This window comes from Nonomuraea glycinis (assembly GCF_014646515.1).
Lineage (GTDB): Bacteria > Actinomycetota > Actinomycetes > Streptosporangiales > Streptosporangiaceae > Nonomuraea > Nonomuraea glycinis.
Window position 1 is genome coordinate 42,904 of record NZ_BMNK01000022.1, and the last position, 15,325, is coordinate 58,228.

Here is a 15,325-nt window from a genome sequence, read left to right on the forward strand (position 1 = left end):
AATAGCCAAGAATCTTTACCAATAATGAAAGAGCCCGTTGGCCCACGATTACGGGTGAAAACAATCTTCAGGCCGTCGACTTGCGGTGCGCCCTGTGAACCTCGCGACTGAGCCGCCCCTCGAGTTCCCGCCGGCCGTCCTGGAGGACATCAGTCCGTACGACGTCGCCCGCCACCTGCGCACCTACCTGGAGCCGCCCGGCTTCCCCGAGGCGGTGCGCAGGCTCGCCGACGGCCATCTCCTGGTCCTGTCGGGCGCCGAGGCGACGGGCAAGCGGCTGGGGGCCATCGCCCTGCTGTCCCGGATGTCGCTGGCCGAGGGCAGCGTCGCGGTGCTCTCCCCGGTGGCGACGGTGGTCGAGCTGGCCGCGCGGATGGAGTTCGAGCCCGGCCGCGCCTACCTGCTGCCCGACTGGGCCGGTGGCGCCGACGAGCGGCACGACCTGCTCAAGCTGGCCGACGAGCTCGTCGAGGTCGGCTGCTTCCTCGTCCTGACCAGGAACGGCGCGCCCGCGCCGACGGTCGAGGTCGAACAGCCCTGGGAGCCGCCCGCCGCCGCCGAGCTGTTCGAGCTGTGCGTCGCCGGATCCGGGGGCAGGGCGGACGGCCCCGAGCTGGCCGCGGCCAGGGCGCACGCGGCCGGCCTGACCTCGCCGGCCGCGGTCGTGGACCTGGCCCGCCAGGTGTCAGATGCCTGAGACGCCGGTGATCCGGTGCAGCGCGAAACGGTGCACGGCGGCCCTGGTCTCGTCGTAGGCGGTCAGGTAACCGCCCTCCATCCTGGCCGGCTCCAGGATGCGGGAGGTGGCGTTGCCCTGCGAGTCGAGGTAGCCGATCCAGACGCGTACGCCCTGCCTGATCGCGTCCTGCAGCACCGAGATCGTGGCGGTGGCGGGGCTGCGCGGGACCTGGCCGCTGGGGGCGTCCACGGGCTCGCGCCGGGCCAGGTGCGCGGCGTCGCCGGCCCGCAGCGCGCGGACGGCGGCCGTGGCCACCTCCGGGTCGAGGCCGTTGGGTGAGGTCACCGGCCGCGCCGGGGCCGGCCCCTCGGTCCGCCTGCTCTCCAGCTGGGAGATGATCACGTCGCCGTCCAGTGATTCGGGAACGGGGGCGTACCCCATGGCGCGCAGCGAGTCGACCAGCGCGGCCCGTGACGAGCGCGAGGCGATGACCGTGGGCGCCAGCCTGCGCAGGCGCAGCGCGGCCGAGCGGCGGTCGGCGCTGATCTGGTCGAGCAGCGCCGGGTCGTCGCAGCGGATGTAGGCGGACGCGGTGCCGACCCGCATCCGGCCGTGCCGGCGGCCCACGTCGGAGATCAGGTAGGACAGCGCCTGGGGGACGGGCGTGGCGGAGTGGCGCTCCAGCATGGCCAGCAGCTCCTCGACCCCCTGCCCGGCGTCGAGGGCGCGTCGTACGGAGCTCTCGGCGAACCGGTAGACCGTCGCGCCGCCCTTGGACTCCACGTCGGCGGCGAGCGTCATCCAGCGGTTCAGCTCGCTGGTCAGCGGCCCTGGCGCGACCGCCGTCAGGTCGGCCTGCAGCAGCACGTGATCGACCGGCTCGGGCAGCAGCGGGTCCAGCACCGAGGCGGCGGCCTCGCCCGCGAGCAGGGCGCGCCCGTGGCCGGACAGCGTGCCGAGCCCGGTCAGGCCGAGCTGCTCGGCCTCGCGCAGCGCGAACTCGGTGAGCTGCTCACGCAGCGGGCCACGGCGGCGCGGCTGCTCCCAGGCGAGCCTTCGCAGGACGCTGTCCCGCGAGGGCGCGAGCCCCGGCGCGGCGTCCAGCACGCCGAGGGTGGCGGCGCGCACCGCCGGTGCGGAGGAGCGGCGCAGGTCGGGGTGGAGCGCGTTGAGCGGGCGGTCACGGTCGTCGCGCTCGCCGACCAGGCCGGGCACCCGGTCCATCTGCAGCCAGGCGGCGGCCAGCACCACCCACCGGTCGGCGGTGCCTCTGATCCGCCACAGGTCGTAGCCGCTGGTCGGCAGCCACTCGCCGTCGACGCTGCCGCCGGCCGAGGTCAGCCCGGCCGCGTGCGCGACCTCCACGACCAGCGCGGTGGCCCACTCGGGCAGGTCGAGCTCGCTCGCCGTACGTTTCATGTCGCGGACGCCCAGCCCGCCGGTGCGCAGCACGCCGGGCGGATCGATGCTCCACCGCTCGCACAGCTCCTCCACCGCCCGGACGAACATGAACGCCTGCCCGGCGGCGGTCCGGTCGGCCATGGCCTGGTCGCGGGCGGTGCCCTCCAGCGCGGGCGGCACGGCGAGCAGGTCCCGGTGCACCCGCCCGCCACGCAGGTGCAGGCCGACCTCGCGGGGCAGCGTCACGCTCTCCTCGCCGGTCGCCGCCAGCAGGCCGCGGGCCAGCAACTGCTCGATGGGCGAGCGGGCGGTGTCCAGCCGCACCTCGCGGCGGGCGTTGGGCACCCGGCCGGTCGGCGGTCCCCAGGCGAGCTGTTCGAGCGCGTGCCGCGCCTCGGGCGAGACCTGGTCGATGAGCGCCGCCGGGTCGGTCAGCGCCGCGGCCAGGCGCTCCCTGCCGGACCCGGTCGTACTGGGCGCGATCTCGTCGGCCATCTCCGTCAACTGCTCCGGCGGGTGGTGCCGGAACGCCACCTCGGCGATCGGCCCCAGCCCCGCCGGGTCCTCCAGCACCTTGCGCACGCCCGGGGCCAGGTCGATCGCGCTGTCGGGGCCGTAGACGAGGGCCAGGTCGCGCAGCCGCGCCAGCGCCGCGCCCAGCGCGGGCTCGGGCTTGCCCGCCGCCAGCGCACCGCCGACCAGCTCGCGCAGCGCCGTCTTCCTGATCGGCCCCTCGTGTACGGCCAGCGTCTCGACGACCGCCAGGGTGAAGCGGTCCAGCCGGTCGAGCACCCGCGCGATCGCCGAGGGGCTGCCCGCCCGCGCCGCCAGCCCCTCCAAGTGGGCCGGCACCGGACTGATCAGCTCGGGACGCGCTGAGACGAGCGTCCGCAGCTCCTCGTCGGTACGCCCCCTGATCCACTCCGTGAACTCCATCGATGCCATGGTATGTCCCTGCTCATTGGGGCAGCATTGCTAGGCGTGACAGAGCGAGTGGACCTGCTCATCCTCAACTACGTCAGCGCGGCGGCCGACGCGGCGCACGGGGTGCTCCGGGCCGACCAGCGGATCGACTTCACCAGGCGGCTGCGGGCCAGGATCGAGGAGGAGCGGCAGGGCAGCGAGGACGCCCGGCGGATGGCCAAGGTGCTCGACCACTTCGGCGACCCTGCCCTCCTGGTGGAGCGGGAGGTGCGCAGGCTGGCCGAGTCCGCCCCTGAGACCGTACGAACGGGGGTTTCGCCGGCCCTGCCCACCGTCGGGCCCGCGGCGCACCCCGATCCGGCGGCGGCGCGGTCCGGCGCGACGGCGGCCTTCCCCAGGATCAGGGACGACGAGAGCCTGCCGCCGGGCGTGGCGCGTCGGCCGGTCGGGCGGCGGCCGGCCGGGCCGGAGCGGGGTCTGCCGTTCGCCTGGCTGCGCAGGGCGGCCATGTTCACCGCGAACCCGCTGGCCACCGGCGGCCGGGACGCCAGGACCGTCGTCAAGGACCACCCGCGGGAGATCGCCGCCCTGGCGATCCTCGTGGTCGCCGCGCTGCTCGTGCCCTTCGACCTGCCCGCCGTGGCCATCTTCCGGGTGCCGGTGATGGTGTGGGCGCTCGGCGCGATCCTGGTCATGGCGAGCGACGCCTGGACGCTGCGTGAGCGGCTGATCGGGGTCTTCGCGCCCCTGCTCGGCTACACCGTGGGCGGCGTGGTCGTGGGCGGCCTGCGGGTGGGGGACCGGCCGGGGCTGCAGGCGTTCATGCTGGAGTTCTTCGACGCGAGCGGCGTGATGTTCATGATCGGGACGGGTGCGGGCGTCGCCTGGCTCGTCTTCCGGCTCCTCGACGGCGACGCCGGCCGTTGAGGCGTCAGGTGACGGGCGCGGGGCTGGGCAGCAGGCCGACGGCCAGCCGCACCCACGCGCTGACGAACCGGTCCTTCTCCGTGTTGCCCGGCGTCAGGCCCACCGTCTCCTGGAACAGCCGGTAGTGCACGACCGCCCCGCCGAGCACGGCGCCGATGCTCGCCCAGTCGACCTCGGCGTCACGGTATTCGGGCTGGCTGCCGAACCAGGTGGTGATCGCGTCGAACATGGGCTGCAGCAGCCCTTCACGCACCACCGCCACCAGCTCGGGAAACTGGCTGAGGTCGCGGAAGAAGACCCGGGTCAGCTCCGACTCCTCGCGGACCTTGGCCAGACCGGCCCGGCACAGGCGGGACAGCCGCACCTCCAGGTCCACCGAGGTCTCCATGCCGCTCAGCTCCGCCAGGCCGTCGGCGACCTGCGTGCGGGTCCTGGCCGCGTGCTCGTTGATCGCCGCGGACAGCACCTCGTACTTGGACCTGAAGTGCCGGTAGAGCCCGCCGGCGCCGGGGGAGAGCCCGGCGGCCGCCTCGATCTCGGCCACCGAGGTGGCGGCGTAACCCCGCTCGGCGAACAGCCGCAGCGCCTCGTCGATGATCCGGGCACGGGTGCTCGTGGTCACGGGCGGGCCCGCGCTTGACGATCTGGTCATCTCTCCTGATACCTCCGGGTGAGGAGCGTAGTCGGCACGGCGCCGTGCGCCGAGGTCCTGTCCGCGATGGCCGCTTCCGTCCCGGTAAGTAATTCCTTTCTGTCTTTCCTACGGTCCCACAACCAGCGCCCGTTACGCGGATCGCCGCCTTTTTTGGCATCCTTCACCTGTGGGGACTTCGGTGGGATTCGACCTGGACATGACATTGGCGGATACAAGGACGGGGATCGCGGCGGTTTACGATGCCCTGTCCTCTCGACTGGGCGTGCCCATCGACAGCCAGGCGATCGTCGCGCGGCTCGGGCCGCCGCTGGAGCACGAGCTGGCCAACTGGCTGCCCGCCGAGGCGATCCTGGACGCGGCCGAGCTCTACCGGGAGATCTACCCCGAGGTCGGCGTGCCGGCGCACACCGCGATGGCCGGGGCGCACGAGGCGATCGAGAGCGTACGGGCAGGTGGCGGCCGGGTCATCGTGGTGACCGGGAAGAACCTCCGGGACGCCAGGAGCACCGTGCGCCGGCTCGGACTGGACGTGGACGAGGTGGCCGGCTCGGTCTTCGGCGCGGCCAAGGGCGCGGCGCTCACCCGCTTCGGCGCGCGGGCGTACGTGGGCGATCACGTCGCGGACATCGAGGCGGCGCGGGCGGGCGGCGCTGTCAGCGTGACGGTCGCGACCGGGCCGTACACCGTGGGGCAGTTGCGCGATCATGGGGCGGATGTGGCGCTGAGCGACCTGACGGAATTCGGCACCTGGTTCGCCGCCTGGCGCTCGCGCGAGGAAGTCCCTTAATTCACCGGCATTTACCCGGTCGCCCTGCCGCTCTGCGGGGCATAACCTACGTCCATCACCTAATCACGACTGTTTGAACGAGGTCCTCCTGTGCCGAGTGGCAAGGTCAAGTGGTACGACGCCGACAAGGGTTTCGGCTTCCTCACCCGTGACGACGGCGGTGAGGTCTTCGTGCATTCCTCCGCGCTCCCGGCCGACGCCGGGCCACTGAAGCCCGGCCAGAAGGTCGAGTTCGGCGTCGCGGAGGGCAGGCGCGGCCAGCAGGCGCTCTCGGTACGGATCCTCGAGCAGCCGCCGACGCTGGCGAAGACGAAGCCGAAGGTCAAGCGTAAGAAGCCGGACGAGCTGGTGGTGATCGTCGAGGACCTGATCAAGCTGCTCGACGACGTCTCGACGTCCTACCAGCGGGGCAAGCACCCGGACGCCGCGCACGCCAAGAAGATCGCCCAGGTGCTCAGGGCCGTGGCCGACGACCTCGACGCCTAACCGAACGGGTTCGTCAGCGGCTTGGTGGTGTCGAGCGGCTCGGCTTGCTGGCCTGAATACCGGTGGTCCACGGTCGGGTCGGCCTGCTGGTCCGAATGCCGGTGGGCCTGCTGGTCGGCATACCGGTCGGTGGTCGGCTCGCCCTGCTCGCCCTGCTCGCCCGCGTACCGGTCCGGCCGGGGGTCGGGATGCGCGCCGGAGGGCTGGGCCGCCGGGTGCCGGTCGGTGGGCGGGTCGGCGTGCTGGGCGCGGGCCCGGCGGTTGGCGGCGCGGATGCGGGTGCGCCTGGTCACGACCAGCCAGCCGAGTACGGCGGTCAGCACCACGGCCAGCGTGACCAGCCCCGCCGTGCTGCTCTCGGTCAGCGACAGGACCAGCCCGATCAGCCCGCCGAACACCCAGGCGAGCTGCAGCATCGCCTCGACCACGCCGAACGTGGACGAGCGCACCTCCTCGCCGATCTCGCGCTGCACGATCGCGTCGAGCGCGAGCTTGCCCAGCTCCTGGGCGAACGCGGTGATCAGCGAGACCGCGACCGCGGCCCACAGGCCGAAGAAGATCGCGGCCACGACCGTGGTCACCGCGGTCGTGCCCAGCGTGATCAGCACGATGGCGCCGGGCGCGTGGTTGCGCGTCCAGTTGGCGGCGAACGCGCCGATCAGGCCACCGATCCCGGCCGCCGCCGCCAGCAGCGCGATCGTCTTCGGCGTGTCGAAGAACGGGTCGGGTACGGCCAGCCACGGCACACCCTTGTCCTGCACCAGGAAGAGCAGGAAGAACAGCAGGAAGCCGGAGAACAGCCGGATGGCCACGTTGGCCCAGACCGCCTCGCCCACCGCCGGGCCCACGTTGAGCAGGGTCCGCCAGCGCGGCGCCCGGCCCTCCTCGGGCGTCTCCTCGTCGAGGTCCGGGGAGTCCACATGCCGCGGCAGCCGGACGGCGAACACGCCGGCGACCAGGAACACCACCATCGCCACCCGCAGCATCATGGTGCTGCCCAGCCAGAGCGTCAGCCCCGCGCCGACCGGCACCATCACCCCGGCGGTCACCAGCGAGAACAGCGCCACCCTGGCGTTGGCCGAGACGAGCGTGATGTCGGCGGGCAGCACGCTCGGCATGATCGCGGCCCTCGACACGTTGTAGGCCTTCGACAGCACCAGCACGCCCAGCGCCCCGGCGAACAGCGTCAGCAGGTCCTGCGGCCCCACGGCGGCGGCCATCGCGAAGCACAGCAGGCCACGGCCGAACAGCGTGCCGGCCATGACGTAGCGGCGGCCCGACCTGAACCGGTCGAGGATCGGCCCCACGAACGGCGCCAGCAACGCGAACGGCAGCATCGTGATGACCAGGTAGAGGGCGACGGGCCCGCGTGCTTCGCCGACCGGCACCCCGAAGAAGACGGTGCTGGCCAGCGCCACGGTGACCAGCGTGTCACCCGCGCTGTGCCCGGCGGTGAGCTCGATCAGGCGGCCGAGGCCGGTGCGGTCGGCGCCGTGGGCGTGGGTGAGGCGGCGGGTGGCCAGACCGACATTGCGCACGCCCCGGCCCGTGGCTCGCCCCGCGCGGGCAGTGCCGCCTGCGGTCGCCTTTCCGGCGCGTACGGTCGCGCGGCCCGCGCCGGCGATGCCGCGTCCCATGCGTCGCGAGATCTCTCTCGCTCGCTCCCAGCCTCCCTCCACGCCTACCAGTCTTACCCGATCGCCAGGCGATCTCAGCGCCGGATCCGCACTGGAGATCCCCATCCGTCCGTAAGGGACTCATCCGTTCTCCGGGTGAGCTCAGTGCCGGATGTGCACCGGAGATCCCCGTACGGCCGTGTCGAGTCCTGTCCGTTCTCCGGGCGATCTCAGCGTCGGATCTGCACTAGAGGCCCCGTCCGGTCCTGCCATGGGTGAGAATGAAGTGTGAGCGAACAGCACCTTTCGGCGGAGGCGGGCCGATGAGCCGTGCCAGGACCCGCGTCTCCGCGCTCGATCAGGCATGTGTCGACGCGGTGGATCTGGCGCGCGCCGCCGCAGGGGAGCTCGCGCGACCGGGCGAGCCGGGCGAGCACCTCGGCTACGAAGGCGAGGGCGACCGGATCGTCACCCACTACTTCGCCTGTCAAGACCGCGCCTACCGCGGCTGGCGCTGGGCGGTCACGGTCACCCGTGCCTCCCGGGCGAAGAAGGTCACGGTCAGCGAGGCCGTCCTGCTCCCCGGCCAGGGCGCGCTGCTGGCGCCCGAGTGGCTGCCGTGGAGCGAGCGGCTGCGGCCGGGCGACCTGGGGGTGGGCGATCTGCTGCCGACCCCGGAGGATGACGACCGGCTGGAGCCGGGGTTCAACGACACCGACGACGGCACCGATCGTCAGATGATTTTCGAGTACGGCCTGGGCCGGGCACGTGTGCTCTCGGCCATCGGCAAGGACCGGACCGCCAGACGCTGGCATTCGGGCGAGCACGGGCCGCACACTCCGATCGCACACGCCGCGCCCGCGCAGTGCTCCACCTGCGGCTTCTACTGGCTGCTCGCGGGTGGGCTCCGGCAGATGTTCGGCGTCTGCACTAACGAGTACGCGCCGGACGACGGCCGGGTGGTCGCCGCCGACCACGGCTGCGGCGCGCACTCCGAGGCCGCCGTCATGCCGCCGTCCGTGGACCAGGCCCTGCCGATTCTCGACGAGCTGAGTTTCGACATGATGGAGGAGGAGGCCGGTTCGGTGGACGAAGCCGCCTCCGAGGAGCTCGGCCACTCCTGATCCTTTTCCTGTCGGGAAGTGTCGGCGAGGGCCGCTAACCTACGGTGTCTCGCCTACTTCATATACAGGATCGTGATCGATGACCGACACCTTTGGCACCGACCGGATGCGGGCCGCCGTGCTCGCCTCCTGGACGGCCTCGCCCGCCAGATTCCGCGAGGACGCCAATGCCGAGGAGGACTTCGCGCTCGGCGGCTACCGCGACCGGCTGATCGTCGAGCTGGCGCAGAACGCCGCCGACGCGGCGCTGCGCGCGGGCGTGCCAGGGGTGCTCCGGCTGACGCTGCGCGATGACGTGCTGATCGCGGCCAACACCGGCGCACCGCTCGACGCCGTCGGTGTCGAGGGCCTGTCGACGCTGCGCGTGTCCGGCAAGCGTGACGAGGTGGGCGCGGCCGGCCGGTTCGGCGTCGGCTTCGCGGCGGTGGTCTCCGTCTGCGACGAGCCGGCCATCGGCTCCCGCGCCACGGGCGCGGTCCGCTGGTCGCGCGCGGGGACGACCGAGCTGGTCGCCGCCGTGCCGGGGCTCGCGGGCGAGCTGACCTCCCGTTCGGGCCACGTCCCGCTGCTGCGCCTGCCGTTCGCGGCCGACCCGCTCGACGTCCCCGACGGTTTCGACTCCGTCGTACGTCTCCCGCTGCGTGACCAGGCGTCGGCCGAGGCGGTGCGGCGGATGCTCACCGAGGCGGGCCCGGCGCTGCCGCTGGGCATGCCCGCCCTGACCGCGATCGAGATCGACCTCGACGGCGAGATCCGCACGGTGTCGGCCGACGGCTGGCACGTGGTCTCCGCCTCCGGGGACTTCGCCCCCGACGAGGTGGCGGCGCTCTTCGCCGACCGCCCGACCGAGGAGCGCGCCCGGCCCTTCTGGTCGGTGCGCTGGGCCGTCCCGCTCACCGGCACAGGGGAGCCGGGGCCGCTGCCGGCCAACGTGCCGCCCGTGGTGCACGCGCCGACGCCCAGCGACGAGCCGCTCGCGCTGCCCGCGCTGCTCATCGCCTCCTTCCCGATGGCCACCGACCGCCGCCACGTGGCCAAGGGCCCGCTGACCGACTTCCTGGTCGAGCAGGCCGCCGACGCCTATGTCCGGCTGCTCAAGGAGCTGCCGCGCACGCCCAAGCTGCTCAACCTGGTCCCGGCCCTGATGGGCAAGGGCGAGCTCGACGCCCGGGTGCGCCGGGCCATCCTGCAGCGGCTCCCCGACGTCCCGCTGCTGCCCGCGCTGTCGGCTCCCGCCCCCGCCGTGCAGACGCCGTCGTTCGCCGACGCCGACGTCTACGAGCCCGACGCCGAGTGGCAGGTCGAGCACCCGGCCCAGGAGCCGGGGGCGGACGGCTGGGTCGTCGCCGGCCGGGAGGCCGCCGTGGTCGCGGGCTCGTCGGAGCTGCTGGCGGCCGTCGCCGACTTCGTTCCCGGCCTGCTGCCGGCCGGCTGGCCCGCCAGGGATCCCGCCATGGGCTCGCTCGGCGTGCGCCGGGTGGAGCTGGCCGAGGTGGTGGACCTGCTGTCGGGTGAGGCGGTGGAGGCGCGCGACCCGTCGTGGTGGCGCTCGCTCTACGACGTGCTGCCGGCCGACGACCCCGAGTCGCTGGGCGCCCTGCCGGTGCCGCTGGCCGACGGGCGGCTGGTGCGCGGCCCGCGCGGCACGCTCATCCTGGAGCCCGGCTCGGTCGCCTCGGGCGGCGGGGCCGAGCAGGTGGGGCTCGATCTCGCGCCGCTCGGGCTGCGCATCGTGCACCCGGACGCCGCCCATCCGACGCTGGTGCGGCTGGGCGCCGCCGAGGCCACCCCCAGGACCATCCTCGAAGACCCGCTCACCAGGGAGGCCGTCGCCCAGTCGATCGACAGTTCCGACCCCGAGCCGCTGGCCAAGGCGGTGCTGTCGCTGGTGCAGACGGCGTCGCTGGCGCCCGGTGAGGCGCCGTGGCTGGCGGAGCTGGCGCTGCGCGGCACCGACGGCGAGCTCTATCCGGCGGGCGAGCTGATGCTGGCCGGCGGCGCCCTGGCGGGACTGCTGGAGCCCGACACGCACCTCGGGGTGGCCGCCGACGACCTGGTGGCCACCTACGGGCCGCGGGTGCTGGCCGCCGCCGGGGTGCTCGACGGCTTCGCCGTGGTGCACGACGCCGACGTGCTGCTCGACCAGGACGACTGCGACCACGACCTCGACGGCGAGGACGACTGGCTGGACCATCTGCACGACCTGCTGCCCGACCTCGAGGTGCCGCCGGTGGTGCCGGAGTTCGTGGCGGTGCGCGACCTGGAGCTCGTCGCCGACTGGGCGGCCGCGCTGGCGCTGCTGACCAGGCCGCCGCTGCGCGCCGCCCTGCATCCGCTGCGCGTCGAGGGCGTCGAGGTGCCCTCCTACACCGCCTGGTGGCTGGCCGGTCATGCCGTGCTCGGCGGGCGCAAGCCGCGCGAGCTGCGGCTGCCGGGAGCCGACCCGCTGCTGCAGGGCCTCTACGGTGACGCGCCGGCGGGGCTGGACGAGGCGGCGCTGGCGATGCTCGGTGTGCGCAGCACGCTGGCCGAGTTGCTGGAGTCGCACGGCGGCCCGGAGGAGTTGCTCGACCTGATGGCCGACGAGTCCATCGTGGTCGACCGGGCTCAGCTGCGCGCCCTGTGGATCGCGCTGGCGGGCGTCGAGCCGTCCCGGGTGGCGCCGCCGACCCGGGTCCGCTCGGTGCTCGGCGGCGACATCGTGGTGGCCGACGCCGATCAGGTCGTCGTGGTGGAGGCGCCCGACCTGCTGCAACTGGTCACCCACCATCCGCTGGTGCTGGCCCCGTACGACCTGGCCGAGTCGCTGTCGGAGCTGCTCGACCTGCCACTCGCCGGCGAGATGACCTCCGGCGAGGTCACCTCGGCGGGCGAGACGCGGCAGGTGCCGCCCCAGGTGCGCTCGCTGCTCCCGACGGCCCCCGAGACCTACGTCGAGCACGACAAGCTGCTGGTGGACGGGGTGGCCTGCGCGTGGCGCTTCTTCGAGGGCGCCGTGCACTGCACCGGGCTGGACGGGCTGGCGCGTGGCCTGGCCTGGGCCACCGGCCAGTGGAACGACCGGCTGGCGGTCGCCGCCCTGCTGCGCGACCCCGACGCGGTGCCCCTCCTGCTGGCCGAGTCGGACCTGTCTTGACCCCGCCCCATGGGCCGGCCCATTCGTAACCCCGCCCCAAGGGCCGGCCCATTCGTAAGGCCGTCCCAAGGGCGGGCGCAAGTCAGGATTTCGTCATAACGCTGGCCCAGGTCGGGATTTGTCGTAGTCCGGCCTGGGCCGTGTTCGCCCGGATTTCGCTGCGTGGGTTGCCGCGGTCTCCGTGAGGGCCTGCCTGGCGTGGTCGGCCGGGCAGGCTCGGTGGGTGGTCAGCTGGCGGGGCAGGTGGTGTCGGCGGCGGGGAGTTTGTCGTTCAGCACGTAGGCGTCGACCGTGCGCATCACACAGCTGCTGCCGCTGAGGTAGGCGCCGTGGCCTTCGCCCTCGTAGGTGACCAGGACGCCGGTCTTGAGCCGTTCGGTGAGGGAGACCGCCCACTGGTAGGGGGTGGCGGGGTCGCCCTTGCCGCCGACGACCAGGATGGGCGCGGAGCCGGTGGCGTCGATCTTCTTGGCCTCGTCGGTGCCCTCGGCGGGCCAGTGGGCGCAGGCCCCGCCGGAGGAGCTGTCGGCGGCGAGGATCGGGAAGACCTTCCGCACCTTCTCGTTGATCGCGGCTGTCTCGGCCTCGGTGGGCCGCTCGGCGCTGTCCACGCAGTTGATCGCCTGCAGGCTGGCCATCATGGTGGAGTAGGTGCCGTCGGGCTTGCGGCCGGTGTAGGAGTCGGCCAGCGACAGCAGCGTGCTGCCGTCGCCCTTGATGGCGGCCGCGGCGCCCTGCTCCAGCATGGGCCAGGTGGCCTTGGCGTACAGCGGGGTGATGATGGCCAGTTGGCCCAGGCCGTAGGTGAGCTCGCGGTCGCCGACCTTGAGCGGCTTGTCCTTGAGTCCGTCCAGCAGCTTCTCGACGTTCCGCTCGATCTCGTCGCCGGTCTTGCCCAGGTCGCAGCCCTGGGCGACGCAGCTCTCGGCGAAGGCGTCGAAGGACTTGGCGAAGCCGGTCGCCTGGATCACCGCCCGCTCCTCGAAGGTGACGGTCGGGTCGTAGGCGCTGTCCAGGACGAAGCGGCCGACGTTGCGCGGAAACTTGGTGGCATAGACGGCGCCGAGGTGGGTGCCGTACGACAGGCCGAAGTAGTTGAGCTTCTCGTCGCCGACCGCGGCGCGGATGCGGTCGAGGTCCTGGGCGGCGTTGACGGTGCCGACGTGCGGCAGCACCTTGGCGGAGTCCTTCTCGCAGGCGGCGGCGAACTCCTTGGCGAGCCGGTCGCCGTCCGCGGCGACAGTCGACTCCAGCAGCTTGTCGATCTCGCCGCCGCAGGTGACGCCGGCGCTGCGTTCGACGCCGCGCGGATCGAAGCTGACCAGGTCGTAGCGGGTGCCCAGGCTGGCGAAGGCCCGGCCGGCCAGGGGCATCGTGTCGACGCCTGACGCGCCGGGGCCGCCGAAGTTGAAGACCAGGGAGCCGAGCCGGTCGCCGGTGGCCTTGATGCGGAGCAGTGCCAGGTCGATCGTGTCGCCGGAGGGCTTGGCGTAGTCGAGGGGGACGGCGACCTTGCCGCACTGGACGGCCGGGTCGGGCGCGACCGGCTTGCCGTCGGGGCCGGTGAGGCCCGTACAGGTGCTCCAGGCCACCGTGCCGGCGCTCTGGGCGGTCGGCGTGGTGGTGGGCTGGGCCGCGGGCTCGCCGGAGGTGCCGCACCCGGCGAGAGCCGTCACACCCACGACGAATGTGAACAAGGTCTTTTTCATGGCATCTAGCATGATGGCAGGACAAATACCCATGTAGTGCGGCGTAACAGCTCTTTCGGGTGACTTCCTGAAGGGGTCCGGGGTGACAACGGCCAGGGCCCGGACGTGACAGATGTCAGCTACGGCGGGGCCTGCTCACGATCCACATGCCCAGCAAGCCGAACCCGACGCCCGTCAGGCAGGTCCAGATCCACCAGGTGTTCTCCGGGGCGGGGCGGAAGATCAGCAACGCGACCAGGGCGATCGCCCACAGGCCGGTGCCGATGCCGACGGCCGCCGTGTCGTTGGTCTCGATCGGCTCGGGGTCGGGGTGCCACTGCTGCGTCACGACATCCACCCTAGCTTCCAATCGGGTCTCGATCCGATTACCGGTCTTTGTGGCAAAACACCCTAACTGTCACTCTTCGCCCGTGAACGACACTCGTCATGCAATAGATCGTTTCTTCGCAATCTCCGCACGTGGCTCAACCGTATCCCGTGAGGTCCGGGGCGGGTTGGCCACCTTCTTCACCATGGCCTACATCGTGGTGCTGAACCCGATCATCATCGCCAACGGTAAGGACATTCAGGGCGAGGTCATCGGCGACGGCACCACGCCCAACGTGGCGCTGGTGGCCGCCGGGACCGCGTTCGTGGCCGGCGTGCTGACCATCCTCATGGGCGTCGTGGCCCGGGTGCCTTTCGCGCTGGCGGCCGGGCTGGGGCTGAACGCCTTCGTCACCTTCAACATCGCCCCGTTGATGACCTGGGAAGAGGCCATGGGCCTGATCTTCCTGGAGGGTGTCGTGATCGGCATCCTGGTCCTGACGGGGCTGCGGGTGGCGGTGTTCAAGGCCATCCCCAATCAGCTCAAGACCGCCATCAGCGTCGGCATCGGCCTGTTCATCGCGCTGATCGGCTTCGTGGACGCCGGATTCGTGCGCCGGGTGCCGGCCGGGCCGCCGCTGGAGATGGGCATCGCGGGCAGCCTGACGTCCTGGCCGATCTTCGTGTTCGTGGTCGGCCTGCTCCTCACCGCCGCGCTGGTCGCGCGCAAGGTCAAGGGCGCGATCCTCATCGGCATCGTCGTCACCACCGTACTGGCGATCATCGTGGAGGCCCTGACGTCGTCCGGCCAGTTCTCCGCCGAGAACCCGGGCGGCTTCCAGCTCACCGTCCCCGCCTGGCCGACCGAGGTCTTCGGCTTCCACAACCCGCTCGTGTTGTTCACCGAGTTCGACCCGTTCGGCGCGTTCAGCTCGGTCTCCGTCCTGCTGGCGCTGCTGTTCGTGTTCACGCTGCTCATCACGGACTTCTTCGACACCATGGGCACGATCGTCGGCGTCGGCCGCCAGGCGGACCTGGTGCAGGAGGACGGGACGCTGCCGCGTACCAAGGAGATCCTGCTCATCGACTCGCTCGGGGCCGTCGCGGGCGGGGCCGGATCGGTCTCCTCCAACACCACCTACATCGAGTCGGCCGCCGGGGTCGGCGAGGGGGCCAGGACCGGCCTCGCGAGCGTGGTGACCGGCCTGCTGTTCCTGGTGGCGATCTTCTTCACGCCGCTGGTCAGTGTCGTACCGTACGAGGCCGCCGCGCCCGCACTGGTGATCGTCGGCTTCCTGATGATGACCGCGATCCGGGACATCGACTGGACCGACTACGAGATCGCCATCCCGGCGTTCCTCACCATCGCGCTCATGCCGTTCACGTACTCGATCTCCAACGGCATCGGCGCCGGCTTCATCTCGTACGTGCTCATCAAGGTCGTGCGGGGCAAGGCGAAGGAGATCCACCCGCTGATGTGGGGGGTGGCGCTGCTGTTCGTCGTGTACTTCGCGCTCGGGCCGATCAGGGTGCTGTTCGGGCTGTGAGACGGCTGGGGCGGCCCCGCGCGCTGGG

At 72.3% G+C, this 15,325-nt stretch carries 12 protein-coding genes; 7 read left to right on the plus strand and 5 right to left on the minus strand.

The genetic code is table 11. The annotated features are described in order from the left end of the window. Nucleotides 1–94 precede the first annotated feature (94 nt). Nucleotides 95–697 carry a hypothetical protein gene (locus IEY87_RS40400; protein WP_189144165.1) on the plus strand — a complete coding sequence of 201 codons (603 nt, stop codon included), beginning with the start codon at nt 95–97 and terminating at the stop codon, nt 695–697. Here the strand turns inward: IEY87_RS40400 and IEY87_RS40405 are convergent. Then, nucleotides 686–3,016, minus strand: a complete 2,331-nt coding sequence (locus IEY87_RS40405; protein WP_189144166.1) for a helicase-associated domain-containing protein — start codon at nt 3,014–3,016, stop codon at nt 686–688. The two genes, IEY87_RS40400 and IEY87_RS40405, sit on opposite strands and share 12 nt — an antisense overlap. 45 nt (nt 3,017–3,061) lie before the next feature. Here IEY87_RS40405 and IEY87_RS40410 point away from each other — a divergent pair, with 45 nt between their 5' ends. Beyond that, nucleotides 3,062–3,931 carry a hypothetical protein gene (locus tag IEY87_RS40410; RefSeq protein WP_189144167.1) on the plus strand — a complete coding sequence of 290 codons (870 nt, stop codon included), beginning with the start codon at nt 3,062–3,064 and terminating at the stop codon, nt 3,929–3,931. Nucleotides 3,932–3,935: 4 nt separating this feature from the next. On the opposite strand, the gene IEY87_RS40415 is transcribed toward IEY87_RS40410, so the two are convergent. Then, nucleotides 3,936–4,583 (minus strand): TetR/AcrR family transcriptional regulator, encoded by a 648-nt coding sequence (locus IEY87_RS40415; protein WP_225278142.1) that lies wholly within the window; start codon nt 4,581–4,583, stop codon nt 3,936–3,938. 181 nt (nt 4,584–4,764) lie between these two features. Here IEY87_RS40415 and IEY87_RS40420 point away from each other — a divergent pair, with 181 nt between their 5' ends. After that, nucleotides 4,765–5,373: an HAD family hydrolase gene (locus IEY87_RS40420; protein ID WP_268241372.1), complete on the plus strand. Its 609-nt coding sequence runs from the start codon at nt 4,765–4,767 to the stop codon at nt 5,371–5,373. Nucleotides 5,374–5,463: 90 nt separating this feature from the next. Further along, complete coding sequence (locus tag IEY87_RS40425; RefSeq protein WP_189144168.1) at nt 5,464–5,859, plus strand: cold-shock protein; 396 nt, start codon at nt 5,464–5,466, stop codon at nt 5,857–5,859. On the opposite strand, the gene IEY87_RS40430 is transcribed toward IEY87_RS40425, so the two are convergent. Beyond that, nucleotides 5,856–7,496 (minus strand): MFS transporter, encoded by a 1,641-nt coding sequence (locus tag IEY87_RS40430; protein WP_225278140.1) that lies wholly within the window; start codon nt 7,494–7,496, stop codon nt 5,856–5,858. The genes IEY87_RS40425 and IEY87_RS40430 overlap by 4 nt on opposite strands. Before the next feature lie 302 nt (nt 7,497–7,798). On the opposite strand from IEY87_RS40430, the gene IEY87_RS40435 reads away from it, so the two are divergent. Beyond that, on the plus strand, nt 7,799–8,599 hold the full coding sequence (locus IEY87_RS40435) for a DUF3027 domain-containing protein (protein ID WP_189144170.1): 801 nt from the start codon (nt 7,799–7,801) through the stop codon (nt 8,597–8,599). 79 nt (nt 8,600–8,678) lie between these two features. Then, nucleotides 8,679–11,735 (plus strand): sacsin N-terminal ATP-binding-like domain-containing protein, encoded by a 3,057-nt coding sequence (locus tag IEY87_RS40440; protein WP_189144171.1) that lies wholly within the window; start codon nt 8,679–8,681, stop codon nt 11,733–11,735. 227 nt (nt 11,736–11,962) lie between these two features. Here the strand turns inward: IEY87_RS40440 and IEY87_RS40445 are convergent, their stop codons facing one another. Together IEY87_RS40445 and IEY87_RS40450 are read right to left on the minus strand one after the other, a co-directional pair. Beyond that, the gene (locus IEY87_RS40445) at nt 11,963–13,444 is read right to left on the minus strand and encodes an alpha/beta hydrolase (protein WP_189144172.1); all 1,482 of its coding nucleotides are present in this window, start codon (nt 13,442–13,444) and stop codon (nt 11,963–11,965) included. A 115-nt stretch (nt 13,445–13,559) separates the two neighbouring features. Then, nucleotides 13,560–13,772: a DUF2530 domain-containing protein gene (locus IEY87_RS40450; protein WP_189144173.1), complete on the minus strand. Its 213-nt coding sequence runs from the start codon at nt 13,770–13,772 to the stop codon at nt 13,560–13,562. A gap of 49 nt (nt 13,773–13,821) precedes the next feature. Between IEY87_RS40450 and IEY87_RS40455 the strand changes: the two genes are divergently transcribed. Further along, nucleotides 13,822–15,297, plus strand: a complete 1,476-nt coding sequence (locus tag IEY87_RS40455; protein ID WP_308113014.1) for an NCS2 family permease — start codon at nt 13,822–13,824, stop codon at nt 15,295–15,297. Nucleotides 15,298–15,325 lie beyond the last annotated feature (28 nt).